Origin of the sequence: Actinoallomurus liliacearum (genome assembly GCF_039542035.1) — a bacterium.
Lineage (GTDB): Bacteria > Actinomycetota > Actinomycetes > Streptosporangiales > Streptosporangiaceae > Actinoallomurus > Actinoallomurus liliacearum.
On record NZ_BAABHJ010000001.1, the window covers coordinates 203962 to 228725 of the forward strand.

Here is a 24764-nt window from a genome sequence, read left to right on the forward strand (position 1 = left end):
CGAAGCGGATGATCCACCGTAATTCACGCGACGATCACCCGATATTAGGACCGATCCGTGAGAATCCCGCCCCGGCGCCGTATCCCGAGCCGCCCTTCGCCTGACCCATGAGGACGCCATGTGCCGTGATGAACACTGTCAGCACAGCTCTGTTCCTTCGACGCCCGAGACGGGTGGCACGGAGCCGAACGCAGAGGGAGTCGACCGCCGCAGGTTGCTGATGGCGGCCGCCACCGGGGTCGCCCTCACGCTCGCCCCGATCTCCTTCACCCGCGCCCGGGCCGACGCCGCCGTGACGGGTGCCGGCACGACCGGCGACGGCCAAGAGACCCGGGTCGTCACGGGACGCCTCGAGACCGGCGCGGCGGACTTCGTCTACATCCCGGTGCGGGTCCCGGCGGGCGTACAGCGGATCGCGGTCGAGTACTCCTACGACAGGCCGGCGGTCCCCGCCGGCACTCCGGGGAACTCCTGCGACGTCGGAATCTTCGACGAGCGGGGCATCGAGCTCGACGGCAAGGGCTTTCGCGGCTGGTCCGGTGGCTTCCGCACCTCTTTCGAGATCAGCAACGGCGAGGCCACGCCGGGCTACCTGCCCGGGCCGATCAAGCCCGGCACCTGGCATGTCGTCCTGGGGCCGTACCAGGTGGCGCCGCAGGGCATGAACTACACGGTGCAGATCACGCTCACGTACGGCCCGTCCGGACCCGCCTTCACGCCGGACCATCCGCCGAAACGGGCCAAGGGGCGTGGCCGCGCGTGGTACCGCGGTGACGGGCACCTGCACACGGTGCACTCCGACGGCCGGAGGACGCCGGCCGAGGTGGCGGCCGGCGCCCGGGCGGCGGGGCTGGACTTCATGGTGTCCACCGACCACAACACCTCGTCGTCCCACGGAGTGTGGGGACAGTACGCCGGTGAGGATCTGCTGATCATCACCGGCGAGGAGATCACCACCCGGAACGGCCACTGGCTGGCCCTCGGGCTGCCGGCCGGAGAGTGGATCGACTGGAGGTACCGCTCCCGCGACGACGTCTTCGGCCGCTTCGCCCGGAAGGTGCGGGGCGCGGGCGGTCTGGTGGTGCCCGCCCATCCGTACTGCCCCTATGTGGCCTGCCAATGGAAGTTCGGCTACGACGACGCCGATCTCGTCGAGGTGTGGAACGGTCCGTGGACCTACGATGACGAGTCCGCCGTCGACACCTGGGACGCCATGCTCGGCGAGGCGGTGCGCAAGGGCAGGCGCTGGATCCCGGCCATGGGCAACAGCGACGCCCACAGCGAGCCCCAGGTCATCGGGCTTCCGCACAACGTCGTGTACGCCGACGACCTCACCACCGAGGCCGTCATGGGCGGTCTGCGGGCGGGCCGGTCCTGGATCGCCGAATCACGGACGGTCCAACTGGCCTTCACCGCCGGCGGCGACGGCCGGCGCGCCGACATCGGCGGGACGCTGACCGCCCCCGCCGACGCCCCGATCGACGTCCGGTTGGACGTCCAGGGCGTTCCTGGCGGCACGGTCCGGTTCGTCACCGACGAGGGCCAGATGCATCAGGAGTCGCTGCCCGCCTCCGGCTCGGGGAGCGTCGTCTGGCGGACCACCACGTCGCTCGCCGCGTACGTGCGCGCGGAGGTGCGCCATCCGATGGCCGACGGCAGCCCCGGCAAGGGCAACACGATGGGCCCGAACCTGATGTGGGGCCCGATGGCGGCCCTGACCAATCCGATCTTCCTGCGGCGTTCCGGGTCCTGACGCGGCCGCGCGGCCGGTCCGACGGCAGGTCCAGGGCCGGCCGCAGGGCACCCCTCGCCCGCGGCCGGTCGCAGGAGCGTCCCTCGCCCGCGACCGGCCACATCGGCGCCCCTCGTGAGGCGCCAGGCGGCGTCTCAGAAGTTGATCATGTGGCCGGCCAGGCCGTGGATCGCCTCCTTGACCGCCTCGCCCAGCGTCGGGTGGGCGTGGACGTTCCGGGCGACCTCGTGGACGGTCAGGTCCCACTGCTGGGCGAGGGTCAGCTCGGGCAGCAGCTCGGTGACGTCCGGGCCGATGAGGTGCGCGCCGAGCAGCTCGCCGTATTTCTTGTCGCTGAGGATCTTCACGAAGCCGGTCGGGTCGCCCAGGCCGTGCGACTTGCCGTTCGCGGTGAAGGGGAACTTGGCGACCTGGACGTCGAAGCCCTTCTCCTTCGCCTGCGCCTCGGTCCACCCGAAGCTGGCGATCTGCGGCTGGCAGTAGGTGGCGCGCGGGATCATCACGTAGTCGAGCTCCATCGTCTCGGCGTCCGCGATGGTCTCGGCGGCGACGATGCCCATCGACTCGGCGGCGTGCGCGAGCATCAGCTTGGCGGTCACGTCGCCGATGGCGAAGATGTGCGGGACGCTCGTGCGGCACCGGCCGTCGACGTCGACCGCGCCGCGCTCGGTCAGCCGGACGCCGGTCTTCTCCAGGCCGTAGCCCTCGACGTTCGGCTGGAAGCCGATCGCCTGCAGCACCTTGTCGGCCTCGATGACCTGCTGCTGCCCGTCCTTGGAGACGGTGACGCGGACCTTGTCGCCCGACTCGTCGATGCCCTCGACACGGGTGGAGGTCAGCACGTCGATGCCGAGCTTGCGGTAGCGCCGGGCCAGCTCCTTGGAGACCTCCTCGTCCTCCAGCGGCACCATCCGGTCGAGGAACTCCACGATCGTGACCTTGACGCCGTAGTTGCTCAGCACGTAGGCGAACTCGACGCCGATCGCTCCGGCGCCCGCGATCACGATGCTCTCGGGCAGCTCCTCGCTGAGGATCTGCTCCTCGTACGTCACGACCCGCTCGCTCAGCGACGTGCCCGGCAGCAGCCGCGCGCTCGCGCCGGTCGCGAGGATGCAGTGGTCGAACGTCACCGTCTCACCGTTCACCTGGATGGTGTTCGGGTCGGTGAACGTGCCCCGGCCGTTGAACTCGGTGATGCCGTTCTTCTTCATCAGGTAGTGGACGCCCTTGACGCGGCCGTCCGCGACCGTCCGGCTGCGGCGGAACGCCTCGCCGTAGTCGAAGCGCACCTCGCCGTCGACCTGGATGCCGAACGTCTTCGCCTCGCGGGTGAAGATGTGCGCCAGCTCGGCGTTGCGCAGCAGGGCCTTGGAGGGGATGCAGCCGACGTTCAGGCAGACGCCGCCCCAGTACTTCTCCTCGATGACCGCCGTCTTGAGTCCAAGCTGGGCGGACCGGATCGCGGCGACGTACCCGCCCGGGCCCGCGCCGACGACGACGACGTCGAAATGAGTGCTCATGAGCAGTAACGATATTGCCCTGCGCAGGCAGGGCCGACACGGTCCCGGCCCGGCCGGGGCCCTGCTCGCGCCGGGTCGGCGTTCGCCGTCCGGCATCCTCGTCCGGGGCGGCCCGGTGCGGTCTGACCGCACCCGGTCATCCCTTCGGCTTGTAGGGGTATGACCGGATGCTCACACTGTCAGGCAACCGGCGTCGGCGCTCCTGTCAGGAGCGTTCGGTTCGCCGGCTCCGGTCGTCGCCGGTCCCGACCGGCCCGCTCCGCTCGGGGCCGGAACCGCTGTGGAGGTCGGTGTGAGACTTCAGGGCTCTGCGTTCGCTCGCGTCGGCCGGTGCGGCATGGCGGCCGGCCTGGTCGCGGGTCTCCTGCTCGCAGGTCCGGCCGCGCACGCGGCCCCGCGCGCCCGGCAGGAGCCCGTCACGGCCGAACGCCTCGCCACGCAGGTGACCGGCGGCGACCCGGTCTACGGCGGGGCGTACCGCTGCACGGTGGGCGTGAACGTGGTCGGCGGCGGCTCCTACTACTTCGTCACCGCCGGGCACTGCGGGAACGCGGTCTCCAGCTGGACCACCTCCACGGGGGAGGTCGTCGGCACCACCGCCGGCAGCAGCTTCCCCGGCAACGACTACGCGATCGTCCGGTACGGCAGCGGCGTCTCCCATCCGGGCACGGTCGGCGCCCAGGACGTCGTGTCGGTCGGCACTCCGTATGTCGGCGAGGCCGTCTGCATGAGAGGCGGCGCCTCAGGGATTCGCTGCGGCCGGGTGGTCGCGCTCAACGCCACGATCAACTATTCCGAGGGCACCGTGTACGGCCTGATCCGGACGAGCATCTGCGCCACGGCCGGCGACACCGGTGCCCCGTTGTACGACGGCGACAAGGTGCTGGGCATCCTGTCGGGCTTCAGCGGCGACTGTGCCGCTGGCGGCGTGTCGTACTTCGAGCCGATCACCAGGCCGCTCAGCGCCTACGGCGTGGCGGTGTACTGACCCGTGCCCAGCGCTCAGGCGGCGCGGTAGACGACGAACGACACCGCGATGTACTGGGCGACGTACGCGGCGATCGTGAAGGCGTGGAACACCTCGTGGAAGCCGAACCAGCGCGGTGAGGGATCCGGCCGCCGCAGCCCGTACACCAGGCCGCCCAGGCTGTAGAGCAGACCGCCCACGCACACCAGGATGAGCGCGGCCGGACCGGCACCGTCCAGCAACTGCGGCATGAAGCCCGCCGCCACCCAGCCGAGGCCGACGTAGAGCGCGGTGTACAGCCAGCGCGGCGCGCGCACCCACACGATGCGGAACAGCACGCCCGCCGCGGCGCCCGACCAGATCACCGACAACACCACGGTGCGCGCAGTGCCGTGCAGGGCCAGCAGCGCGAACGGCGTGTAGGTGCCGGCGATGATCAGGTAGATGTTGGCGTGGTCGAACCGGCGCAGCACCGCCTCGCCGCGCGCGGACCAGTGGCCCCGGTGGTACAGCGCCGAGACGCCGAACAGCAGCGCCGACGTCACGGCGTACACCGCGGCGGCCAGCCGCGCCGACAGGGTCGGGCCCAGCGCGACCAGGATGATCCCGCTGATGAGCGCGGCCGGAAAGGTGCCGGCGTGCAGCCAGCCGCGCAGGCGCGGCTTCACCGACTGTGCGAACTCCCCCGCCCGTGCCGCCGGTCCCACCATGCGCCCTCCTTCATCCGTGCGCGATCCGTACCGGACTCAGTATTCCGAACGACGCGCCAGCCGTCTCCCTCCCCCCAGGCGTGAGGTGAAGTCGGTCTCCACCTCCTGGACGTCCTCGACGGTCACCGCCACCTCCTCGAGGGTCGGCCGGTCCCGCAGCCGGTCGGCGGCCCTGCGCAACGCCCGCTCGCCGACGAGGCGGCTCAGCTCCAGGCCGAAGCAGTCCAGCTTGTCGGCGTCGGTGAGGTCGTCGCGCGCCCGCAGGTCGGCGGCGAGTTCGCCGAGGCGCTGCGCCTCGGCCAGGTCGTACCGCCGCAGGGCGTGGCTGCACAGCTCGGCCAGGGCGGCGTGGTCGCGGGCGAAGAACAGCCCGTTCAGGTCGTTGCCGGCCAGCCGGCTGAGCGCCCGTTTGCGGTCCATGGCCGCGTCGACGATCTTCAGCAGACCGGAGAGCAGGAGGATCGGGCCGATGCTGATGCCCTTGTCCTGGGCGATCATGAAGGAGGAGCGGAAGACCGCGGCCGAGCCGATCGCGGCGGCCATCACCTGGGCGACGTCGGCGCCGATGGGCGGGGCGCCTTCGGGCAGCGCGAAGCGCCAGCCCATCGACTCGGCCAGGATGAGGGCCAGCGTCGAGGCGGACGCGTTGACGATGACGTACAGCAGGCCGGACGGGCAGAACACCGCCACCGCGGGCTTGTCCTGGTAGCGCCCCACCAGCTCCGCGACGCCGATGACCGCGCCGAACAGGGCGGCGAAGAGCATCCGCGTGACCACTAGGCCCCCCTCGCGCGTACCGGTTCCAGGCCGCCGGTGAGCAGGCGGCCCGCCCGAGCGGCCTCCAGGAAGACCAGGAGCCACTCCCCCGGCCCGGTCGCCGTGCCGTGCCAGCGGCGCGGCGGCGCGTCCCTCGCCTGGAGGAACACGAGCAGCCAATCCCCTGTGCCCGAGGCCGTGCCCCGGCGCATTCGCGTAGACATGGCGAGTACTCTCGCGAGCCCGCCACGCGAAGGCGACGACCCCATGGCCACGAGTTGACGAACTCCCTGCCCACGGCGTCCACGAGGCAGAGTTGTGGCGAGTCCGTGGCATCACGGCGGATTCTTCGCGGAGCGAGGCTCTGGCAGAGCCGCCGCCGGCGCCCTTTACAAAGTAAGTCGGCACCGGCGGCCACGGCTCACAGGCGGGGCGGGCGGCCCTCGTAGGGGGTGCTCAGCACGACCGTGGTCCGGGTCGAGACGTTGGCGGCGGCCCGGATCTGCTGGAGGAGCTCCTCCAGCGCGAAGGGCGACGCCACCCGCACCTTCAAGATGTAGCTCTCCTCACCGGCGACCGAGTGGCATGCCTCGATCTCCTGCAGGTGGGCGAGCTTCTCCGGTGCGTCGTCCGGGGCCGCCGGGTCTATCGGCTTGATCGAGATGAACGCGGTGAGCGGCAGGCCGACCGCCTCGTGGTCGAGCACCGCCGCGTAACCCCTGATCACGCCACGCTTCTGCAGCCGCCGCACCCGTTGGTGCACCGCGGACACGGACAGGCCCGTCTCGCGCGCCAGGTCCGTGAAGCTCATACGGCCGTCCTCGGCGAGCAGGCCCACGATCTGCCGGTCGATGTCCTCCACGCCTCAGAACCTATCGCGATGGACGGTTTCACGGCGGAACGACCTGAGGAGGCCGCTCCGCCCGGCGTCTCGCCGATCACGCCGTCACCTCACGACATCGCCTTCCGGCGTCACCGCGGATCGGCGAGGTGCCGCCCGATCACCATGCGCTGGATCTGGTTGGTCCCCTCCACGATCTGCAGGACCTTCGCCTCGCGCATGAACCGCTCGGCGGGGAAGTCGCTGACGTAGCCGTAGCCGCCGAGCACCTGCACCGCGTCGGTCGCCACCCGCATCGCGGTGTCGGTGGCGAACAGCTTGGCCATCGCCGCCTGCGTGCCGTACGGCCGGCCGGCGTCGCGGCGGCGGGCCGCGGTCAGGTAGAGCGCCCGGGCCGCCGCCACGCCGGTGGCCATGTCGGCGAGCATGAACCGCATCCCCTGGAAGTCGGCGACGCGCTGCCCGAACTGACGGCGTTCGCGCGCGTAGGCGACCGCCGTGTCCAGCGCCGCCTGGGCGACGCCGACGGCACAGGCGGCGATGCCGAGCCGTCCGCCGTCCAGCGCCGACATCGCGATCGGGAAGCCCTGGCCCTCCGCGCCGATCCGGGCGTCGTCGGGGATACGGGCGTCGTCGAAGTGGATCTGGGCGGTCGGCGACGAGCGCAGGCCCATCTTCTTCTCCGGCGGGGCGGCGCGGACGCCCGCGGTGTCGCCGGGTACGTGGAAGCACGAGATGCCGCGGCTCTTGTCGGCCGCCGTACGGGCGAAGAGGGTGTAGAAGTCGGCGTGCCCGCCGTGCGTGATCCACGCCTTGGTGCCGTTGACGGTGTACGCGCCGCCGTCGTGGTACGCCTTGGTGGTCAGCCCCGCCGCGTCGGACCCCGCGTGGGGTTCGGACAGGCAGTACGCGCCCAGCAGCTCACCGCCGATCAGGTCCGGCAGCAGCCGCTCCCGCTGTTCGGTCGCGCCGTAACCCGCGACCGGGAAGCACGCCAGCGTGTGCACACTGACTCCGAGGCCGACCGCGAGCCAGCCCGTGGCCAGTTCCTCCACGACCTGCAGGTAGACCTCGTACGGCTGACCACCGCCGCCGAACTCCTCCGGATACGGCAGCCCGAGCAGCCCCGCCCGGCCGAGCGTACGGAAGACCTCGCGGGGGAACCGGCCGGCCTCCTCGTCTGCGGCGGCCCGCGGGGCGAGCTCCGCGGCGACCAGGTCACGGGTCAGCTCGAGCAGGTCGTACGCCTCCGGGGTCGGCAGTTCACGATCAGCGCCCATCGTCCACTCGCCTCCGGCCTCGAGCCCCTCCACGCTGAGGGGCACCTTCCGAAATAGTAGGACGTCCAACTATCTGGGCGCTATCACCCGGAGGAGACGTACGGGGCGCCTCGGGCGCCCTCGCCCGGGCGGAGCCGGGCACCCGCCCGAGAGCCCCAGACCATCCCGTACCGCGCTCCCGGGACGGCCTGAGGACCCTCTACGGCGGACCGGTCAGGCGTCGACCACGATCAGGTCGCGGGTGACGTGGTTGACGCTCTCGTGGCCGTCGGCGGTGCACACGACGATGTCCTCGATGCGCGCCCCGTGCGGCCCCGGATAGATCCCCGGCTCGATGGAGAAGGCCATCCCCGGCTCGAGCGGCTCGGTGTTGCCCGCCACGATGTAGGGCTCCTCGTGCGTCTCCAGGCCGATGCCGTGGCCGGTGCGGTGGATGAAGTACTCGCCGTACCCGGCGGCCGCGATGACCTCGCGCGCCGCCGCGTCCACCGCCTCGGGCGTGACGCCGGGACGGACGGCGGCGCGGGCGGCCTCCTGTGCCTCCTTCAGCACCGCGTAGTAGGTGTGGAAGTCGGCCGGCGCCTCCCCCACGGCGTACACGCGGGTCTCGTCCGAGCAGTATCCGTTCGGCATCGTGCCGCCGATGTCGACGACGACGGGCTCACCGGCCTGGATCACCCGGTCGGACAGCTCGTGGTGCGGGCTCGCGCCGTTGGGCCCGGAGCCGACGATGACGAAGTCCACCGTCGCGTGCCCCTCGGCCAGGATCGCCTCGGCGATGTCGCGGCCCACCTCACGCTCGGTACGGCCCGCCTTCAGCAGGGCCGGGACGATGCCGTGCACCCGGTCGATCGCCGCCCCCGCCTCGCGCAGCGCCTCGATCTCGGCCGCGCTCTTGCGCTTGCGCAGCTCCCCCAGGACCTGGCCGGCCGCGACCTGCTCCACGCCCGGCATCGCCGCGCGGAAGCGCAGGGCCATGACCGCCCACATCCGGTCCGCGACGCCGACGCGGCCGACGTCGCGCGGGAGCCGCCCGGCCGCCAGCGCGTACGGGTCCTCGGTCTCGTCCCAGGGCACCAGCTCCACGCCGAGCTCACCGGCCGTGGAGGCCTGCGCGGCGGCCAGCTCCAGCCGGGGGACGACCAGGAAGGGATCGTCCGCCGCGGGCACGACAAGGCACGTGAGCCGCTCCAGCGGGATGGCGTCGTAGCCCGTGACGTAGCGCAGGTCGGGCCCTGGCGTCAGCAGGAGCGCGCCGAGTCCGGAGTCGGCGGTCGCCTCGCGCACCCGGGCGAGGCGGTCGGGCTCGAATAGGGCTGTCGGGCTGGTCACACCGTTCCCTCTCCTCGTGAAATCTACGTGTCGGCCGCAATCTACTCCCCGCGCGACCAGGCCCGTCGCCGCCGGGCGGCGAGGCGTGCCCCGGTGGTGCCGTACGGCGGACGTCCGGCCTCCCCCACCCGTATCGCCGCGCCGCCGATCCCGTGGTCACGGCGGCCGGGGCGCGGGGGCCGTACGCCCCCTCTCATGACGAGTATCCGACGGGGGTTCCGGCCGCGCGCGACGGGCCCCGGGGACGGCGCCGGCGATGCACAAGAGGCGCACAAGCCCGAAGGATGATGCTCGCTGTGTGCGATAACCCCATCACGGACAGCGAAAATCGCTACGATGGCGTGCACGCTCAGAGCGTGCACAAGGCGAGCGCGACACCCCGCTGGCCTCGTGTGTCACACACATATCAATCGACGACGACCTTCTCAGCGAAGCAGATCCACCATCGCCCCCGAAGACGATCACAATCGAAAGTGGTCTCCATGGGATTCCCTCACACCACGGGCGACAGGCCCCCAGAGCAGCAGGCGGACACGTCGGAGACGACGATCGAGCAGCTCCGCGCCGAGCTCGAGCAGCTGCGCGACAGGCTCCGGACCACCGCCGCGATCGAGCAGGCCAAGGGCGCGCTGGCCGAGCGCCTGCGCTGCGGCGTCGACGCCGCCTACACGCATCTCCTCCAGTTGGCGCGGGACAGCGGCATCTCCCCGTTGGACGCGGCCGCATTACTGTTCACCACGGAGGCGCGCGACGGCGAGTCGCCCCCGGCGCCCCGCTCTCCCGCCGACGACGCCGGTCAGGCCGCCTCTCCCGCGGCCGACGCCGGTCAGGACGCGCCGCCGGCCGCGGGCCCGCGACCGTCGACGGCCGTTCCGGCGGGCCGATCGCCCGCCGACCCCCGGGTGTGCCCCCGGCCCGCCCCCGACGACCTGCTCGAGCAGTTCGAGCACGCCCAGCGCCTCGGCAATCTCGGCTGCGGGACGTGGGAGCCGGCGACCGGCGCGAGCCACTGGTCCGAGCAGGTTTATGTGATCTTCGGACGTGATCCCGAGGAAGGGCCGCTGCCGCTCGACCGGCTCGCGGCGGTCGTCGTCCCCGAGGACGTCCCGTTGACCGCCCACCTGGTCAGCACGCTGGTCGACGGCCGGGAGCCCGTCGACAGTGAGATCCACATCCGGCGCGACGGGGAGACCCGAGAGCTCCGGCTGATCGGCGAGCCCGTGGTCGACGCGGCGGGCCGGCCCATGGCCGTCCGCTGCGTCTATCAGGACGTCACGGGCTGGCGGCGCGGTGAGCGTGCGCTGACGGCGTCACGCCGGCAACTGGAGCAGCTACGGGTGGACGAGGAACGCCGTCAGGCCATCGACATGCAGCGCTCGATCCTGCCCCTGCCCGAGCGCGTCATCGGCAAGCCGGGCCTGCGGGCGGCGATCCGTTACCTTCCGGCCGGGATCCTGTCCCGGGTCGGCGGCGACTGGTACGAGACGAGCGCGATCGACGGGGAAGGGGTCTTCCTGGCGATCGGCGACGTCTCCGGGCACGGGCGCACCGCCGCCGCGGCGATGGCCCGGCTCCGCAACGGCCTGAGCGGGCTCGCGTTCACCGGCGCGCCGCCCGACCGCCTGCTGTCCTGGCTGAACCGCCTGACCCTGCACTGGCCGACGTCGCTGACCGCGACGGCGCTGGCCGGCCGGTTCGACCCGGAGACCCGCACGCTGACGTGGGCGCAGGGCGGGCACTTCCCGCCGGTGCTGATCCGCGACGGCAAGGCCACGACGCTCGACCCGCCCGACGGGATGCTGCTCGGCGCGGTCGACGACGCGGAGTTCGGCGTCGCGACGACGTCTCTGGAGTCGGGGGACCTGCTGCTGCTCTATACCGACGGGCTGATCGAACGACGGGACCGCGACCTGCAGGTCGGTCAGGACCTGCTGCTGCGGGTGGCCGAGACGGCGGGCAGCAACGACCCCGAGACCGTCCTGGACCGCGTCCTGTCGGCGTTCGGCGCGCCGAACCCCAACGACGACACCTGCGTCGTGGCCATCCAGATCGTCTGACCGGCGGGCGGGGTCTCCGGTACGGGTTACCGGCGGGCCGGAAGCTGAGAGGATGACGGCGTGGGTGGACTCATGCTGCTCGATACGCCGTCGCTGTACTTCCGCGCCTTCTTCGGGGTGCCCGAGACGGTGACCGCGTCCGATGGCACGCCGGTCAACGCCGTGCGCGGCCTCCTCGACATGATCGCGCGCCTGGTCCGGGACCGCTCGCCGCACGCCCTCGTCGCCTGCATGGACGCGGACTGGCGGCCCGCGTTCCGGGTCGAGGCGCTGCCGTCCTACAAGGCGCACCGGGTCGCGGCGGACGGCGGCGACCAGACGCCGGACGCGCTCGCGACCCAGGTCCCGGTGATCGAGGAGGTCCTCGACGCGTTCGGGATCGCCCGGATCGGCGCCGCCGGCTACGAGGCGGACGACGTGATCGGCACGCTCGCGACCACGCAGGACGGCGAGGTCGACATCGTGACCGGCGACCGGGACCTGTTCCAGCTCGTCCGCGACGACAAGCCCGTACGAGTGCTGTACACCGCGCGCGGGATCAAGGCCCTGCAGGTCGTCGACGAGGCGGAGGTGACGGCGAAGTACGGCGTGCCCGGCCGGGCGTACGCCGACTTCGCCACGCTGCGCGGCGACCCGAGCGACGGGCTGCCCGGTGTGCCTGGTGTCGGGGACAAGACCGCGGCCGCGCTGATCACCCGGTTCGGCTCCCTGGAGGGCGTCGAGGAGGCCCTCGACGCGGGCGAGACGGCGGGTTTCCCCCCGGGCAGCCGCCTGAAGCTGGAGAAGGCACGGGACTACCTCGCGGCCGCGCGGACGGTCGTCCGGGTCGCCACGCGCATCCCGCTGCCGGCATTCGAGGCGGATGTACCGCGTAAGCCCCGCGATCCCGAGCGGCTGGTCGCGTTGACCGACCGCTGGAGCCTCGACGGGCCGGTCAACCGGCTCCTCGCCGCTCTCGCGGGCGAGTGACCGCGGTCGAAGGGCGAGTGACCGCCTCCCGGGGCGAATGACCACGGACGGGGGTCACCGACCACCACCGTGACCACCGCTGGAGGGGTGAGCGACCCGCTGTGACGGTCCCGGCAGGTGACCGCTGGGTGACTGTTTGCATTTCTTGCGTCATTTGGCGCACTACGGCGGCATATTCGGCGTTCTCATTTCAGTGACAGGGTCGGTGAAAGTTGCGGCCCGCGCACGAGGAAGGCTGCCCATGACGTTCACTGTCAGCCGCCGGACGCCGGTTTCGCCCGGGGACGATGAGGTCGCGTTCGCGACCGTGACGGAGATGTTCGCCATGACGCAGCGCTCGAATCACGCCACGGCCTTCGCCGGCTGGGTCGTCACGATGAGCGCCATGGGCGTGGTGCTGCAGTGGGGCACGATCCAGTCGCTCGCCGGCTCGGCTCGGGGCGTGGTGCTGCTGGCCGCCCTCGGCCCCGTCGCCGCCGCGCTCGGCTACGTCGTGGTGCTCCTCACCCGCGCCCACAACGTCACCGCCGGCGCGCAGGAGGACTTCCACCGGTTCATCGCGATGACCCCGCCGGACGAGCCGGAGTTCGCGGCCCCGGCGTTCCGGCGGCTGCGGCTGCTCACCGCGGCCGCCCGTCACCGCGCGATCCTCACTCGCACCGCCCTGACCTGGTCCTACGTTGCCGGCGCGGCGTTCCTCGCCTGGAGCGCCGCAGCGGTGGCGCTGGCCGCCGGTCGCTGAGGAGCCCCTTCGACCGGCCGGCGTCCGGGGCCCGGAACTCCGCCCCCTCACCAGTGGTCTCGGGTGCCGGCCTCTAGACAGATTTCCCCTCTATTAGGTCCACTGGAGGTAATGAGGTTCAATAGCGAATCTCTACCGTCATCGCGCAGACGGAGACCGGGTGCAGGAGATCCTCGCGAACAGACACGGGTTTTGGCAGGCGTTGCAGGAGTCCGAACGAGCCGCGTTGCGTGCGGCCGGGCGGACTCGTGAGTATGCGACCGGCACGCTGCTGTGCAGCCAGGGCGCCGACCCCGACCACGTCCTGATCATTCTGGACGGCTGGGTGAAGGTGACGGCGGGCCGGGCGGACGGTCAGGAGGTCATGCTCGCCATCCGGGGCCCCTCGGACACGATCGGCGAGAGCGGCTGGCTGAACGGCCGGCCACGGTCGGCCAACGTCAAGGCGCTGGGCCGGGTCCGTGCGCTCGCCATCCCCGCCGAGCAGTTCGCCTCGTTCCTGAACAGCCACGCGCACGCGGCGCAGGTCCTCGCCCGGGTGATGGTCGGCCGGATGGACGACGCCGACCGCCGGATGACCTCCCAGGTGGGAACGAGCGGCCCGAAACTGCTCGCCCTGCTCCTCCTCGACCTGGCCGAGCGCTACGGCGTACCGGGCGGCGGCACCGTGACGCTGCCGCTTCCGCTCACCCAGCAGGAACTCGCCACCATGATCGGCCGGGCCCGGGAGACCGTCGCGCGGGCGCTCACGGTCTGGCGACGGGAGGGGATCGTGGTCACGCGCCGGATGCGCATCGTCATCCTGCGCCTCGACGCACTGCACGACATCGCCGAGCACGACGAGGACGGCTGATCCATCGCGGGTGAGCCCGCCCCGGATCCGGTGTGTCGTTCGACACATCCGGAGCGGGAGCACCGCGTTACACTTCATGACCCCGATGACCCCCAGCGCCGAGGGGAGCGGCACCGCCACATGACGAGGGATCGACCGTCAGGCGGCGAATCGGGGCGTTCGAAGTTCCTGCGCGAGTCGCTCGACGTCATCACCAACTTCTGGCAGCTGCTCGTCTTCCTGGCTCCCGCCGCCGGAATCTGCGCGGCACTCCTCCTACGGCACCTGCGGCAGATCTCGATCGCGCTGGCCTGGGCGATCGCGGTGGCCAGTTCGCTGTCCGGCCTCGTGGTCCTGGTCGGTAAGAAGGACCAAGTCCTCGAGTGGCTCCTCGCCTGGGTCGAGCACACCCGGGAGCAGCTCGTGAAGCTCAGCCGGGCGCTCCTCGCCTTCGTGCTGACGGCCGCCGCGGTCGCCGGGGCCGGCTGGGCCGTCACCGGAACGATCGGCGCGCTGGGCGGATCCTGCTCCCCTCCCCTGGACCTGCGGGTGCTGACCGCCCCGGAGAACCTCACCGCGCTGCAGCGGGCCGCCGCGGAGTACACCGCCGCTCACTCCGCCCGCTGCCGACCGGTGCGGATCGCCGTCGCGCCCTCCGGCAGCGTCCTCAACGTCGCGTCCGGGTTCCAGAACGGCTGGTACTCCGAGCCGGGCGCCGGCGAGAACGGGCGCGGAGCCCTCCAGCCGGACGTCCTCATCCCGGCCTCGTCCGGCGAGGCGGACCGGCTCCTCGCGGCGCCCCACCCCGGCGTACGGCTGAAGAACGAAGGGTCGATCGGCAGTTCCCCGCTCGCGGTCGGGATCTCCTCGTCCGCGAGCGGCGACCTGGACAACGTGCTGCCCGGTCAGGACCCCCCTCGCCTCGCCGAGCTGCTCGACGCGGCCCACCGCAGCGGCGTCCAGCGGATCTTCCGCGCCAGCCCGGACGTCTCGGAGATCGGCGCGCTCGCCAGCGTCGACCTTTACGCCGGCGGCGCCCTCGGTGATCCCCGGACGACCGAGCGCGCCCTCGGCAACGCCGCTCTGCCACTCAGCGACTCCGCCGCGCTGCTCTGCGCGTTACGGCACCGTCCCGCCTCCGACGAGCGGGTCGCGGTGATCGCCCCGGAACAGGTCCTGGCCGACTACGGCAACGGCCGGGCGCTGGGCACCGCCTGCCCCGCGCCCGGTGGAGGCGGGCCGAAGCTCACGATCCACCAGGTCTCGGACACGCACACCTTCGACTATCCGTTCATCCACGTCTCCTGGGACGGCCAGTCGTCGACACGCCGGAGCCGCCAGGTGGACGACTTCCGCCGGTGGCTCGGGCACGACAGGCTGCAGGGCGAGGCGTTCCGGGACGCCGACGGCCGCCCGGGCATCGCCGACTCCACCGACGGACGTCTCTACCTCGGCGCGGTCCCGCGCATGCCCGTGCGGCCCTACCGGCGCGATCAGATCAACGACACGCTCGCCCGATTCGCCCAGGCCCGGCCGCCGCTGCACATCGCCATGGCCCTCGACGTGTCCGGGTCGATGAGCGGCGGCCGGCCGCAGCCCGGCTCCCGCTTCACCTACGCCGTCCAGGTCGCCCGCGCCGCGGCGCAGACCGCGATCCACGACGGCAGGGACACCGTCGAACTCGACGTCTTCTCCCGGGTCCAGAAGCAGCCTCCGTTCCGCGCCACGGGGCCACCCGCGGGGCCGGGCACGATCGGCTCCGCGCTGGACGGCCTGACGCTCCAGGGCAGCGACATCCCGCTGTACGACGCGATCGGCGACGCCGCCGCACGTGTCGCGGCGTACCCGGACGCCACCGTGGTCGTCCTCACCGACGGCGGATCCGAGGCGGCCGATCCGCGCGCCCGCGCCGCGGCCCTGCGCAAGGCGCTCAAGACCCGGCCGATCATCGTCCTGACGGGGACCGACACGTGCGAGGGCACCACGGCGATCAAGGCGCTGGGATCGGCGGTGCGCTGTGTGGACGCGGGCAGCCGGGAGCCGAGCGACGTGGTGACCTCGGTCTTCGACCCGACGACGCAGCCCTGAGGAAGGCGAGGCGGATGCGTGCAGGCTACTTCCGGAGGCACCGCACCGCCATGCTGGCCGGTCTGGTGTTCGGCATCGCCGCCGTGCTCGTGCCGCTGGCGCCGTGGAACGACTCCGCCGGCCGTACGCCCTGCCCGGGGCACACGGGCATCGTCGTGGCCGCCGGTACGGACGTCAGCGCCGGAGCCGAGCGCCAGGCGCTGATCAACACGTGGAACTCCCAGCATCAGGACGACCCGGATCTGCAGGCCCGCATCGTCGAGATCTCCAGCGTCGCCGACCTGCAGCGCAGCCAGCTCGCGGCGGTCTCCGAGGCGTACGGCTGCGACTATGACGTGCTCATGCTCGACGCGCCCTGGACCGCGGAGTTCGCCGCCCGGAAGGCGATCGTTCCGTTCCCGCTGCCGCACGGCTGGGACGGCGACTTCCTGCGGGAGCTCAGGCAGTCGGTGACCTGGCATGGCACGGTGTACGCGCTGCCGTTCAACGCCGACGTCGGCCTGCTGTACTACTGGAACGACGCCCGGCGGCAGGCTCCCGTCGGCCTGCCGGACCTGCTGGGTCAGGCCGCCGAGGCGGTGACCGCGCACGGTTTCCCCGCCGGATACGCCCTGCAGCTCGCCGACTATGAGGGCGGCGCGGTGAACGCGCTGGAGCTCATCTGGGGCTTCGGCGGTGACGTGGTCCGCGACGACCGGGTCGTCATCGACGCGTACGCCACCCAGGTGAGATCCGCCCTGGCGGCCGTGCACGCCAACCTGCCGCCCCAGGTCGCGGGCATCGACCGGACCTCGGGCGACGCGACCGAGGAGTACAGCATCCAGGCGTTCGAGGCCCGCCAGGTCGCGTTCATGCGGAACTGGCCGTACGCCTTCCGCACCCTGGCCGCCGACCCGCGGATGCGCGCCGGCGGCCGGCTGCGGTTCGGGGTGTCGCCGCTGCCGGGACCCAGCGTCCTCGGCGGGCAGAACCTCGCCATCTCCGCGTACAGCCGGAAACAGGAGCAGGCCCGCCGCCTCGTCGAGTTCCTGACGGACCAGAAGGCGGAGAGCCAGTTGTTCGACTGTGGGGGGTTCGCGCCGACCCGTGAGTCGGCGTACGAGGCGCCCCGGCCCTGCACGGACTCGCCGCCGGGTGAACAGCCGATCGGTCAGGCCGACCTGACCCAGCTCGCCGTGCAGATCCGCCAGGCCATCGCCAGGGCGCGCCCTCGCCCGATGACCCCGGCGTACCAGGAGTTCAGCGAGGTGTTCCGCCGCTGTTTCCGCGCGGCGGCGTTCCAGCCCGGCGAGGTGGACGTGGACTACGCCGCCTTCGCCCGGCTGCTCCGCGCGGCCTACTCGGGACGGCCGGTCCACACCGACCCGGACCGGCCGTGCGGGTGAGCCGGACGACCTCGCCGGGGGGTCGGCACGGGAGCGGCGCCGCCGTTCCCGGCGGGGACACCGGCGCCGTTCCGCGGGTCCCCACCCGCGCAGGTGTCCGGTCAGCTGACGGAGGAGTAGGCCACCACCCCACGCCGGATCGCGTCCATCGCCCGGCCGGCGACGTCCCGCACGCCGCCGCCCGGCGGGGCGGCGTCCGCGATCTGCCCGAGCATGTCGAGCAGTTGCTTCATCCAGCGCACGAAGTCACCGGCGGTCAGGTCGGTGTCGACCAGCACCGCGTCGAGCTGGGTGCCGCTCGCCCAGCGGTACGCCGCCCAGACGAACCCCAGATCCGGCTCGCGCAGGAACGCCACCCGATGGTCCTTCTCGACCTCCTGCAGGTCGCCCCACAGCCGGATCATCTCGGTGAGCGCCTCGCGCACCGGCCCGGCCGGCACCCGGGGCGCGCGTCCGTCCTCCGGCGCCCGCGACTCGTACACCAGCGCGGACACGGTCGCGGCGAGCTCCGCGGGCCCCAGGTCCTCGAAGATCCCGTCGCGCAGGCCCTCGGCGGCGAGCAGGTCGAGCTCGGTGTAGATCCGCCCGAGCCGGCGCCCCTCGTCGGTGACCCGCTCGCCGTCGAGGTAGCCGAGCTGGTCGAGGACCGCGCAGACCCGGTCGAACGTCCGGGAGATCACCTGGGAGCGGCCCTCCACGCGGCGGCGGAGCGCCGTCGTCTCCTTCTCCAGCCGGAAGTACCGCTCCGCCCAGCGCGCGTGGTCCTCCCGGTCGGCGCAGCCGTGGCACGGGTGCTCGCGCAGGCGCCGCCGCAGGTCGGCGATCCGCGGGTCCTCGCGCGTGGGGTCCGGGCGCTTCTGCGGACGGGGCTTGTCCAGGTCCGCGGTCTTGTTGCGCAGCGTGGAGGCGAGGTCGCGGCGGTGCTGCGCCGACCTGCGGTTGAACCACTGCGGGATCTTGATGCGCTCGACCGGCTCGACGGGGCCGCGGAAGTCCGCCAGGGCCAGCTGCTTGACCTGCCGGTTGATGGTGAGGACGAGCGGGGACGGGTCGTCGGAGCGCTTCGCGCTACCCGGCTCCAGGACCACCGCCGCGCCGGCGAAGCGGCCGTGCGGGACCATGATGACGTCGCCGAACCGCAGCCGCTCCAGCGACCGCGCCGCCTCGGCGCGCCGTGCGCCGGACCGCTCCCGGGCCAGCTCCCGCTCGCGTTCGGTGAGGCGCTGCCGCAGGCCGGCGTACTCCATGAAGTCGCCCTGGTCGCAGGTGGCCGCCTCCAGGTAGCCCGTGAGGGCCTCCTCGTTGCGGCGCAGCTGCTTGGCGAGCCCGACGACCGCGCGGTCCGCCTGGAACTGCGCGAAGGACTCCTCCAGGAGCGTACGGGCGCGTTCGCGGCCGACCTGGCCGACGAGGTTGACGGCCATGTTGTACGACGGGCGGAAGCTGGAGTTGAGCGGGTAGGTGCGGGTGCCCGCCAGCCCGGCCACCGCCGCCGGGTCGACGCCGGGCGCCCACAGGACGACGGCGTGGCCCTCCACGTCGATGCCACGCCGCCCCGCCCGCCCGGTGAGCTGGGTGTACTCGCCGGGGGTCAGGTCGACGTGCATCTCGCCGTTCCACTTCACGAGACGCTCGATCACGACGGTGCGGGCCGGCATGTTGATGCCCAGCGCGAGCGTCTCGGTGGCGAAGACGGCCTTGATCAGCCCTTCGGTGAACAGCTCCTCGACGACCTCTTTGAAGGTGGGGAGCATGCCCGCGTGGTGCGCGGCCAGGCCGCGCTCCAGCCCGGCCAGCCACGTGCCGTACCCGAGGACGTCGAGATCGGCCCGCGGGATGTCGGCGGTGCGTGCCTCGACGTGCGCGCGGATCTCCTCGGTCTCCTCCTTCGAGGTCAGCCGCAGCCCGGAGTACATGCACTGCTCGACCGCGGCGTCGCAGCCGGCCCGGCTGAAGATGAAGGTGATGGCGGGCAGCAGCCCGGCCCGGTCCAGCCGGTCGATCACGTCGGCGCGCGACGGCGGCCGGTAGCGCTCGGGGCGGCGCTCACGCCGCCGCCCGGAGCGGCGGCTCTGGTTGATCCTCGTGCGCCGCAGGTCGTCCAGCGCGAACCGGCGCAGCTCCGGGTTGACCTTCGTGTGCTCGTCGTCGACGAACAGGTCGTACAGCCGGTTGCCGGCGAGCATGTGCTGCCACAGCGGAACCGGCCGCTCCTCGTCGACGATGACCGTGGTCTCGCCGCGGACCTCCTGCAGCCACTCGCCGAACTCCTCGGCGTTGCTGACCGTCGCCGACAGCGCCACGAGCCGCACCGACTCGGGAAGATGAATGATCACCTCTTCCCAGACCGCGCCCCGGAACCGGTCCGCGAGGTAGTGCACCTCGTCCATCACGACGTACGCCAGCCCGGTCAGCGTCGGGGACCCGGCGTACAGCATGTTGCGCAGCACCTCGGTCGTCATGACGACGATCGGCGCCTCGCCGTTGATGGTGTTGTCTCCGGTCAGCAGGCCGACCTTGCCCGCCCCGTAGCGGCGCACGAGGTCGGCGTACTTCTGGTTGGACAGTGCCTTGATCGGCGTCGTGTAGAAGCATTTCCGGCCGCCCGCGAGCGCCAGGTGCACGGCGAACTCGCCGACGACGGTCTTGCCCGACCCGGTGGGCGCGGCGACGAGCACGCCGTGGCCCTCCTCCAGCGCACGGCAGGCGTCGACCTGGAAGAAGTCCAGGTCGAAGTCGTACAGGCTTTGGAACTCGGTCAGCGCGGGCGTGAAGAGCGCCATGCGCTGACGGTGCGCCGCGTAGCGCTCCGCGGGGGTGGTCATGGCTCAAGACTACGGACCGCCGCCGACCGAAACGGCGGTGCGCCGCGGATTCCCGGCCCCGTCGGCCGGGACCTTAGACGCGCTCGCCGTCCGCCGGCTCGTCCTCGGGCAGGTCCAGCGGGGACGCCTCGTCGTCCGAGATGCCCGCGTACGGGTCGGGCCGGGCGGCCTTACGCCGGTCGTGGACGTAGGCGATGACCTCGGCGATCTCGAAGAGCACCACGGTGGGCAGCGCCAGCGCCAGCATGGTGAACGGATCCTGGCTCGGCGTGGCGACCGCGGCGAACACGAAGATTCCGAATATCAGCAGCCGCCGCGACTTCTTGATCCGGGCGTGCGTCAGCACCCCGGCGACGTTCAAGATCACGACGAACAGCGGCAGCTCGAACGTGAGCCCGAAGATCAGCAGCATCGCGGTGGCGTAGCCGAGATAGTCGGTGATCCCGACCAACACCGTCGTGTTGCCCGGGGCCAGGCCGATGAAGATGCGCAGCCCGCGGTCGAGCGTGACGTAGGCCAGCCACGCGCCCACGGCGAACAGCGGAGCCGCCGCGCCGACGAAGATGTAGGTCCAGCGGCGCTCCCGGGCGTACAGGCCCGGCGCGACGAAGGCCCAGATCTGGTACAGCCAGATCGGGGACGACAGCACCGCTCCGACGATCAGCGCCACCTTCAGGTGGATGAAGAAACCGTCGAAGATCCCATGGACGACGAGCGTGCACTTCCCGCCGAGGCAGTGTTTCGGCGGCAGACGCTCATAGGGCTTCTTCAGTACGTCCCAGACGGGGCTGAAGAAGATCCAGCCGACGATCGCCCCTGCGATCAGCCCGAGGGCGGCCTTGATGATCCGGATGCGCAGCTCACGAATGTGCTCCATGAGCGGCATGCGCCCGTCATCGCTCCGCGAGGCCCCGCGCCGCAGGGGCAGCTTCATCGCCGACATGTCGTTGGAGGTTCCGGTTTCGTCAGGACTTCTTGCCGTGCTCCGCTTGCGACAGCGGTACGCCGCTGACGGTCGTGCCGTCGTCCACCGGACCGGCCAGCTGCTGCTGGCCCGCGGCCTGACGCTCGAGGAGGGCCGCCTGCTCCCGCAGACGGGCGGCCTGGGTGCGGGCGTCCTCCGCCTCGGCCCGGGCCTTGGGCTGGTCGTCCTCGTCGGTGATCAAGCCCTTGGTCTCGGACTTGAAGATGCGCATCGACCGGCCGAGCGAACGAGCGGCCTGCGGCAGCTTCGCCGATCCGAACAGGATCAGGATGACCACCGCGATGATCAGAATTTCCCCTGTACCAAGGTCAGGCATGTCCGTCCTCATTCAGCAGTGGCTGATACTCAGTCCGATCGTACGCTGTCGGACCGAATGTCTCACTCCCCTGATCGCTCCAAACGCTGCAACTCACCGGCGAGGGCCTCCTGTTTCGGCTCCAGACGCGCTCTCGTCCGCTGCAGTTCACGGCCCAGGCCACGGACCGCCAAGCCCACCTTGACCGCGCAAACGCTCAGCACGACCAGCCCGGCGAAGGCCAGCCCGACGAACAGCATCATCCACGGCACACGCCGACCATAGCGAGGTTTGCCGGCGCTCGCTCCGCGGGCGCGGTTCGCGGCGCCCAACGCGCCGTCAGACCGGGATCAGCCGTCGTAGAGCTTCAGGGCGCGGGCGGCGTCCTCGCGTACCTGGGCGGCCAGCTCGGCGGGCTCGACGATGCGGCCGCTGCCGGCCAGCCGCAACGCCAGCCGGCGCACCCAGCGCACGTCGCGGGTGCGCAGCACGATGCGGACGCGCCCCTCCCCCAGCTCGGAGGTGCTCTCGCAGGGGTAGTGGTCGGCGACCCAGCGCCCGGCCGGGGACAGCTCCAGCGTCACCCGTACGTCCTCCGGCGAGGGGCGGAACAGCCCGGCGTCCAGGTCGAGCGGCTCGGCCTCGTCCGGGATGCTGGCGACGACGTCGAGGACCCGCAGGTCCACGATGCGGTCCAGGCGGAAGAGCCGGACGGCCTCGGCGCGGCGGCACCAGCCCTCCAGGTAGGACCAGCCGTCGACGAGGAGCAACCGCATCGGGTCGACGTCGCGCACGGTGTTCTCGTCCCGGCCCGGCACGTAGTAGGTCATCCGCAGGCGGCGGCCCCGGTCGAGCCCCGAGCGCACCTGGACCAGGACGTCCGGGCGGACGTCGAGCTCGACGGCGACCTGGCTGCTCGGCCGGGCGGCGGTGCCCGCCGCGACCTCCAGCTTGGCGATCACCCGGCTCACGGCGTCGCCGTGCTCGGGAAGCTCGGCGATCGTGCGCAACGCCACGAGGAGGGCGGCGGCCTCGTCGACGTCGAGCCGCAGCGGCCGGCTGATCGACTCCGCCTCACAGACCACGATCTCGCCGCCCTCGTAGGACAGGTCGATCGGGCAGTACGGGTCGGGCGCGCGCAGCTCGACGCACCACAGGAGGTTCAGGTCGTCGATGATCTGCTTTTCGGTCACGCCGAACGCCGCCGCGGCCTCTTCGACGCTGACCGAGCTGCGGTTGATGACGTACGGGACGAGCGCGAGCAGCCGCCGCAGCCGTTCCGAGGAGCTCACTGGCACACCGCCTTCAGATGCTGGATCATCGCGTCGCGCACGTCCGGCGGCTCGATCACGACCACGTCGTCGGCGAACCCGGTGAGGTAGTCGGCGAACTGATCCACCTCGGCGAACGTCAGCTCCGCCAGATCCCACTCGTCGTCGTCCCGGCGGATGTTCGCCGCCCAGCGTCGGATGCCGTCGGCCGCGCCGTGCCGCAGGCGCACGGTGGCGGTACGCCGCCCGGGGGCGGTTCCACCCATCGAGGTGACGACCTCCCGGACGTCCACGCCCTCCGGGACCGTCACCGTGCCGGCCGGCCCGTCGGTGGTGACGTCGCCCCTGATCCGGCTGAGGCGGAAGACCCGCGCCTCACCGCGGTCGCGGTCGTGGCCGGCGACGTACCAGCGGCCGTGCCTGTTTACCACTCCCCACGGCTCCAGATGGCGGCGCTGCGGCGCGCTGCGGCCGACGCCCTGGTACTCGAAGGCGACCGGCCGGCGATCCCGGACCGCGCGCCACAGGGCGGGGAAGGCGGGGTCGTCGGTGCCGACCCTGGGCTCGATGCCGAGGGAGGCGGCCTCGTCGGTGTCCACACCGGCGGCGCGCAGCTTCAGCAGCGCCCCGGAGGCCGCCTCGGCCAGGCTGGCGCGCTGCCACACCCGCGCGGCCAGCCCGAGGACGGCGGCCTCGTCGCGGGCCACCTGGATCTCCGGCAGTTCGTACGCCTGGCGCTGGATGCGGTAGCCGGGCTCCTCGTCGCCGTCGCTGCCCATCTCGATGGGGATGCCGAGCTCGCGCAGTTCCTCCTTGTCGCGCTCGAACATGCGTTTGAACGCCTCGTCCCCCTCGGGGTAGCCCGGCACGGCCTGCCGGATCTGCTCAGCGGTGAGGTACCGCCGGGTGGCCAGCAGGCACACCACGAGATTGAGCAGCCGCTCGGTCTTGCGGCGCGACATCGTCCACTCCTTCTGGCCCGTCCGCGTGTCCTCCGACGCTACCGTTGGCGAGTGATCCGATGGCGCAAAGGCACGGTTGTCAAGATACGCCGCGAATGGCCCGGAGCGGTCGAACTCGACGTCACGATCGACGACGAGGGCGAAGCCCGCGCCCTTGCCTATCCGGCCCTGGTGGGACGGCCCCGGCCGGGCGACGCCGTGCTGCTCAACACGACGGCGCTCGCGATGGGGCTCGGCACCGGAGGGTACGCCATGGTGGTCGCGGTCCCCGACCGTTTCCCGCAGGATCCGTCCGGCCCGGGCCATCTGGTCAAGGCACGCTACACGCCTCTGCAGGCGACGGTGCTCGGCACGGACGAGCAGGACTCCGCCCATCACGAGGCGCTGCGCGACGCCGAGTCGATCGACGGGATGCCGGTGGTCGTCGCCGACCTGCACTCGGCACTGCCGGCGATCATCGCCGGGCTGCACCTGGACCGCCCCGGCACCCGTGTCGTCTACGTCATGCCGGACGGCGGCGCGCTGCCCGCCTGGTTCTCCAGGACCGCGGCGGCACTGCGGGAGGCGGGCGCGCTGGCCGCGACCGTGACGGTCGGCCAGGCGTTCGGCGGCGATCTGGAGGCGGTGACGCTGCACACCGGCCTGCTGGCCGCGCGCCTGGTGCTCGACGCCGAGGTCGCCGTCGTCGCGCAGGGTCCGGGAAACCTCGGCACGGGCACCCGCTGGGGGTTCTCCGGCGTGTCGGCGGGTGAGGCGGTGAACGCGGCGGCGGTCCTGGAGGGCCGTCCCGTGGCGTCCCTGCGGGTCAGCGAGGCCGACGCGCGGGAGCGTCACCGCGGGATCTCCCACCACAGCCTGACCGCCTACGGTCGCGTCGCCCTGGCGCGGGCCCAGGTGGTGGTGCCGGACCTGCCGGGCGCGTTCGGCGACCGGGTACGGGCCGAGGCCGAGCCTCTCGGCGAGCGGCACGAACTCGTCACCGTCTCCGTCGACGGCCTGGAGGAGGCCGTCCGCGACTCTCCCGTGCGGGTCTCGACCATGGGCCGGGGGCTGGACCAGGACCTCGCGGGCTTCCTGGCGGTCGCCGCGGCCGGACGCCATGTCGCGAAACTTCTAAGCTGACGCCTTTACGGCATAGATCGATAGTCGAGAAACTGCCAAGCCGCCGAGAAATACCCTTCTCGTTACCGTTCG

General features: G+C 72.0%; 22 protein-coding genes. 9 read left to right on the forward strand and 13 right to left on the reverse strand.

Going from position 1 to position 24764, the window contains the following annotated elements:
* Positions 1–220 precede the first annotated feature (220 nt).
* Complete coding sequence (locus ABD978_RS00965; protein ID WP_345346611.1) at positions 221–1753, forward strand: CehA/McbA family metallohydrolase; 1533 nt, start codon at positions 221–223, stop codon at positions 1751–1753.
* A 134-nt stretch (positions 1754–1887) separates the two neighbouring features.
* Here ABD978_RS00965 and lpdA read toward each other — a convergent pair whose 3' ends face one another.
* Positions 1888–3273: a dihydrolipoyl dehydrogenase gene (gene lpdA, locus ABD978_RS00970; RefSeq protein WP_345346614.1), complete on the reverse strand. Its 1386-nt coding sequence runs from the start codon at positions 3271–3273 to the stop codon at positions 1888–1890.
* A gap of 292 nt (positions 3274–3565) precedes the next feature.
* On the opposite strand from lpdA, the gene ABD978_RS00975 reads away from it, so the two are divergent.
* Positions 3566–4261, forward strand: coding sequence for a S1 family peptidase (locus tag ABD978_RS00975; protein WP_345346617.1), 696 nt, complete (start codon positions 3566–3568; stop codon positions 4259–4261).
* A 14-nt stretch (positions 4262–4275) separates the two neighbouring features.
* On the opposite strand, the gene trhA is transcribed toward ABD978_RS00975, so the two are convergent.
* The 6 genes from trhA to ABD978_RS01005 form a co-directional block, all read right to left on the reverse strand.
* Positions 4276–4950 carry a PAQR family membrane homeostasis protein TrhA gene (gene trhA, locus ABD978_RS00980; RefSeq protein ID WP_345346620.1) on the reverse strand — a complete coding sequence of 225 codons (675 nt, stop codon included), beginning with the start codon at positions 4948–4950 and terminating at the stop codon, positions 4276–4278.
* 36 nt (positions 4951–4986) lie between these two features.
* Positions 4987–5727, reverse strand: a complete 741-nt coding sequence (locus ABD978_RS00985; RefSeq protein WP_345346623.1) for a hypothetical protein — start codon at positions 5725–5727, stop codon at positions 4987–4989.
* Entirely contained in the window at positions 5727–5930 is a 204-nt protein-coding gene (locus ABD978_RS00990; RefSeq protein WP_345346626.1) for a hypothetical protein, read from the reverse strand. Before ABD978_RS00990 ends, ABD978_RS00985 begins: the two co-directional genes overlap by 1 nt.
* 197 nt (positions 5931–6127) lie before the next feature.
* Positions 6128–6568: an Lrp/AsnC family transcriptional regulator gene (locus ABD978_RS00995; protein ID WP_345346629.1), complete on the reverse strand. Its 441-nt coding sequence runs from the start codon at positions 6566–6568 to the stop codon at positions 6128–6130.
* A 110-nt stretch (positions 6569–6678) separates the two neighbouring features.
* Entirely contained in the window at positions 6679–7827 is a 1149-nt protein-coding gene (locus ABD978_RS01000; RefSeq protein ID WP_345347424.1) for an acyl-CoA dehydrogenase family protein, read from the reverse strand.
* A gap of 213 nt (positions 7828–8040) precedes the next feature.
* Positions 8041–9159, reverse strand: a complete 1119-nt coding sequence (locus ABD978_RS01005) for a M24 family metallopeptidase (RefSeq protein ID WP_345346632.1) — start codon at positions 9157–9159, stop codon at positions 8041–8043.
* Positions 9160–9641: 482 nt separating this feature from the next.
* Here ABD978_RS01005 and ABD978_RS01010 point away from each other — a divergent pair, with 482 nt between their 5' ends.
* From ABD978_RS01010 to ABD978_RS01035, 6 genes are all read left to right on the forward strand, one after another.
* Positions 9642–11216: a SpoIIE family protein phosphatase gene (locus tag ABD978_RS01010; RefSeq protein WP_345346635.1), complete on the forward strand. Its 1575-nt coding sequence runs from the start codon at positions 9642–9644 to the stop codon at positions 11214–11216.
* A 60-nt stretch (positions 11217–11276) separates the two neighbouring features.
* Positions 11277–12185: a 5'-3' exonuclease gene (locus tag ABD978_RS01015; RefSeq protein ID WP_345346638.1), complete on the forward strand. Its 909-nt coding sequence runs from the start codon at positions 11277–11279 to the stop codon at positions 12183–12185.
* Positions 12186–12426: 241 nt separating this feature from the next.
* Positions 12427–12927: a hypothetical protein gene (locus tag ABD978_RS01020; RefSeq protein WP_345346641.1), complete on the forward strand. Its 501-nt coding sequence runs from the start codon at positions 12427–12429 to the stop codon at positions 12925–12927.
* A 160-nt stretch (positions 12928–13087) separates the two neighbouring features.
* On the forward strand, positions 13088–13780 hold the full coding sequence (locus ABD978_RS01025) for a Crp/Fnr family transcriptional regulator (RefSeq protein ID WP_345346644.1): 693 nt from the start codon (positions 13088–13090) through the stop codon (positions 13778–13780).
* Positions 13781–13900: 120 nt separating this feature from the next.
* Complete coding sequence (locus ABD978_RS01030) at positions 13901–15847, forward strand: vWA domain-containing protein (RefSeq protein WP_345346647.1); 1947 nt, start codon at positions 13901–13903, stop codon at positions 15845–15847.
* Positions 15848–15861: 14 nt separating this feature from the next.
* Positions 15862–17232 (forward strand): extracellular solute-binding protein, encoded by a 1371-nt coding sequence (locus tag ABD978_RS01035; protein WP_345346650.1) that lies wholly within the window; start codon positions 15862–15864, stop codon positions 17230–17232.
* Between the two features lie 101 nt (positions 17233–17333).
* Here ABD978_RS01035 and ABD978_RS01040 read toward each other — a convergent pair whose 3' ends face one another.
* From ABD978_RS01040 to ABD978_RS01065, 6 genes are all read right to left on the reverse strand, one after another.
* Complete coding sequence (locus ABD978_RS01040) at positions 17334–20057, reverse strand: DEAD/DEAH box helicase (protein ID WP_345346653.1); 2724 nt, start codon at positions 20055–20057, stop codon at positions 17334–17336.
* A gap of 73 nt (positions 20058–20130) precedes the next feature.
* Positions 20131–21000: a twin-arginine translocase subunit TatC gene (tatC, locus tag ABD978_RS01045; protein ID WP_345346656.1), complete on the reverse strand. Its 870-nt coding sequence runs from the start codon at positions 20998–21000 to the stop codon at positions 20131–20133.
* 22 nt (positions 21001–21022) lie between these two features.
* The gene (gene tatA / locus ABD978_RS01050; protein WP_345346659.1) at positions 21023–21358 is read right to left on the reverse strand and encodes a Sec-independent protein translocase subunit TatA; all 336 of its coding nucleotides are present in this window, start codon (positions 21356–21358) and stop codon (positions 21023–21025) included.
* Positions 21359–21420: 62 nt separating this feature from the next.
* Positions 21421–21609: a hypothetical protein gene (locus ABD978_RS01055; RefSeq protein ID WP_425550655.1), complete on the reverse strand. Its 189-nt coding sequence runs from the start codon at positions 21607–21609 to the stop codon at positions 21421–21423.
* A gap of 78 nt (positions 21610–21687) precedes the next feature.
* Positions 21688–22629, reverse strand: coding sequence for a helix-turn-helix transcriptional regulator (locus tag ABD978_RS01060; protein WP_345346662.1), 942 nt, complete (start codon positions 22627–22629; stop codon positions 21688–21690).
* The gene (locus ABD978_RS01065) at positions 22626–23570 is read right to left on the reverse strand and encodes a helix-turn-helix transcriptional regulator (RefSeq protein WP_345346665.1); all 945 of its coding nucleotides are present in this window, start codon (positions 23568–23570) and stop codon (positions 22626–22628) included. The genes ABD978_RS01060 and ABD978_RS01065 overlap by 4 nt, the downstream gene beginning before the upstream one ends.
* A 51-nt stretch (positions 23571–23621) precedes the next feature.
* Here ABD978_RS01065 and ABD978_RS01070 point away from each other — a divergent pair, with 51 nt between their 5' ends.
* Positions 23622–24692 carry a DUF3866 family protein gene (locus ABD978_RS01070; RefSeq protein ID WP_345346668.1) on the forward strand — a complete coding sequence of 357 codons (1071 nt, stop codon included), beginning with the start codon at positions 23622–23624 and terminating at the stop codon, positions 24690–24692.
* The last annotated feature ends 72 nt before the right edge of the window (positions 24693–24764 follow it).

Excerpts from the sequence above, each read along its gene's own strand:
- ABD978_RS00965 (WP_345346611.1), top strand. The coding sequence starts at position 221 with ATGGCGGCCGCCACCGGGGTCGCCCTCACGCTCGCCCCGATCTCCTTC.
- lpdA (WP_345346614.1), bottom strand. The coding sequence starts at position 3,273 with ATGAGCACTCATTTCGACGTCGTCGTCGTCGGCGCGGGCCCGGGCGGG.
- trhA (WP_345346620.1), bottom strand. The coding sequence starts at position 4,950 with ATGGTGGGACCGGCGGCACGGGCGGGGGAGTTCGCACAGTCGGTGAAG.
- ABD978_RS00990 (WP_345346626.1), bottom strand. The coding sequence starts at position 5,930 with ATGTCTACGCGAATGCGCCGGGGCACGGCCTCGGGCACAGGGGATTGG.
- ABD978_RS01000 (WP_345347424.1), bottom strand. The coding sequence starts at position 7,827 with ATGGGCGCTGATCGTGAACTGCCGACCCCGGAGGCGTACGACCTGCTC.
- ABD978_RS01010 (WP_345346635.1), top strand. The coding sequence starts at position 9,642 with ATGGGATTCCCTCACACCACGGGCGACAGGCCCCCAGAGCAGCAGGCG.
- ABD978_RS01020 (WP_345346641.1), top strand. The coding sequence starts at position 12,427 with ATGACGTTCACTGTCAGCCGCCGGACGCCGGTTTCGCCCGGGGACGAT.
- ABD978_RS01030 (WP_345346647.1), top strand. The coding sequence starts at position 13,901 with ATGACGAGGGATCGACCGTCAGGCGGCGAATCGGGGCGTTCGAAGTTC.
- ABD978_RS01035 (WP_345346650.1), top strand. The coding sequence starts at position 15,862 with ATGCGTGCAGGCTACTTCCGGAGGCACCGCACCGCCATGCTGGCCGGT.
- ABD978_RS01040 (WP_345346653.1), bottom strand. The coding sequence starts at position 20,057 with ATGACCACCCCCGCGGAGCGCTACGCGGCGCACCGTCAGCGCATGGCG.
- tatC (WP_345346656.1), bottom strand. The coding sequence starts at position 21,000 with ATGTCGGCGATGAAGCTGCCCCTGCGGCGCGGGGCCTCGCGGAGCGAT.
- tatA (WP_345346659.1), bottom strand. The coding sequence starts at position 21,358 with ATGCCTGACCTTGGTACAGGGGAAATTCTGATCATCGCGGTGGTCATC.
- ABD978_RS01065 (WP_345346665.1), bottom strand. The coding sequence starts at position 23,570 with ATGTCGCGCCGCAAGACCGAGCGGCTGCTCAATCTCGTGGTGTGCCTG.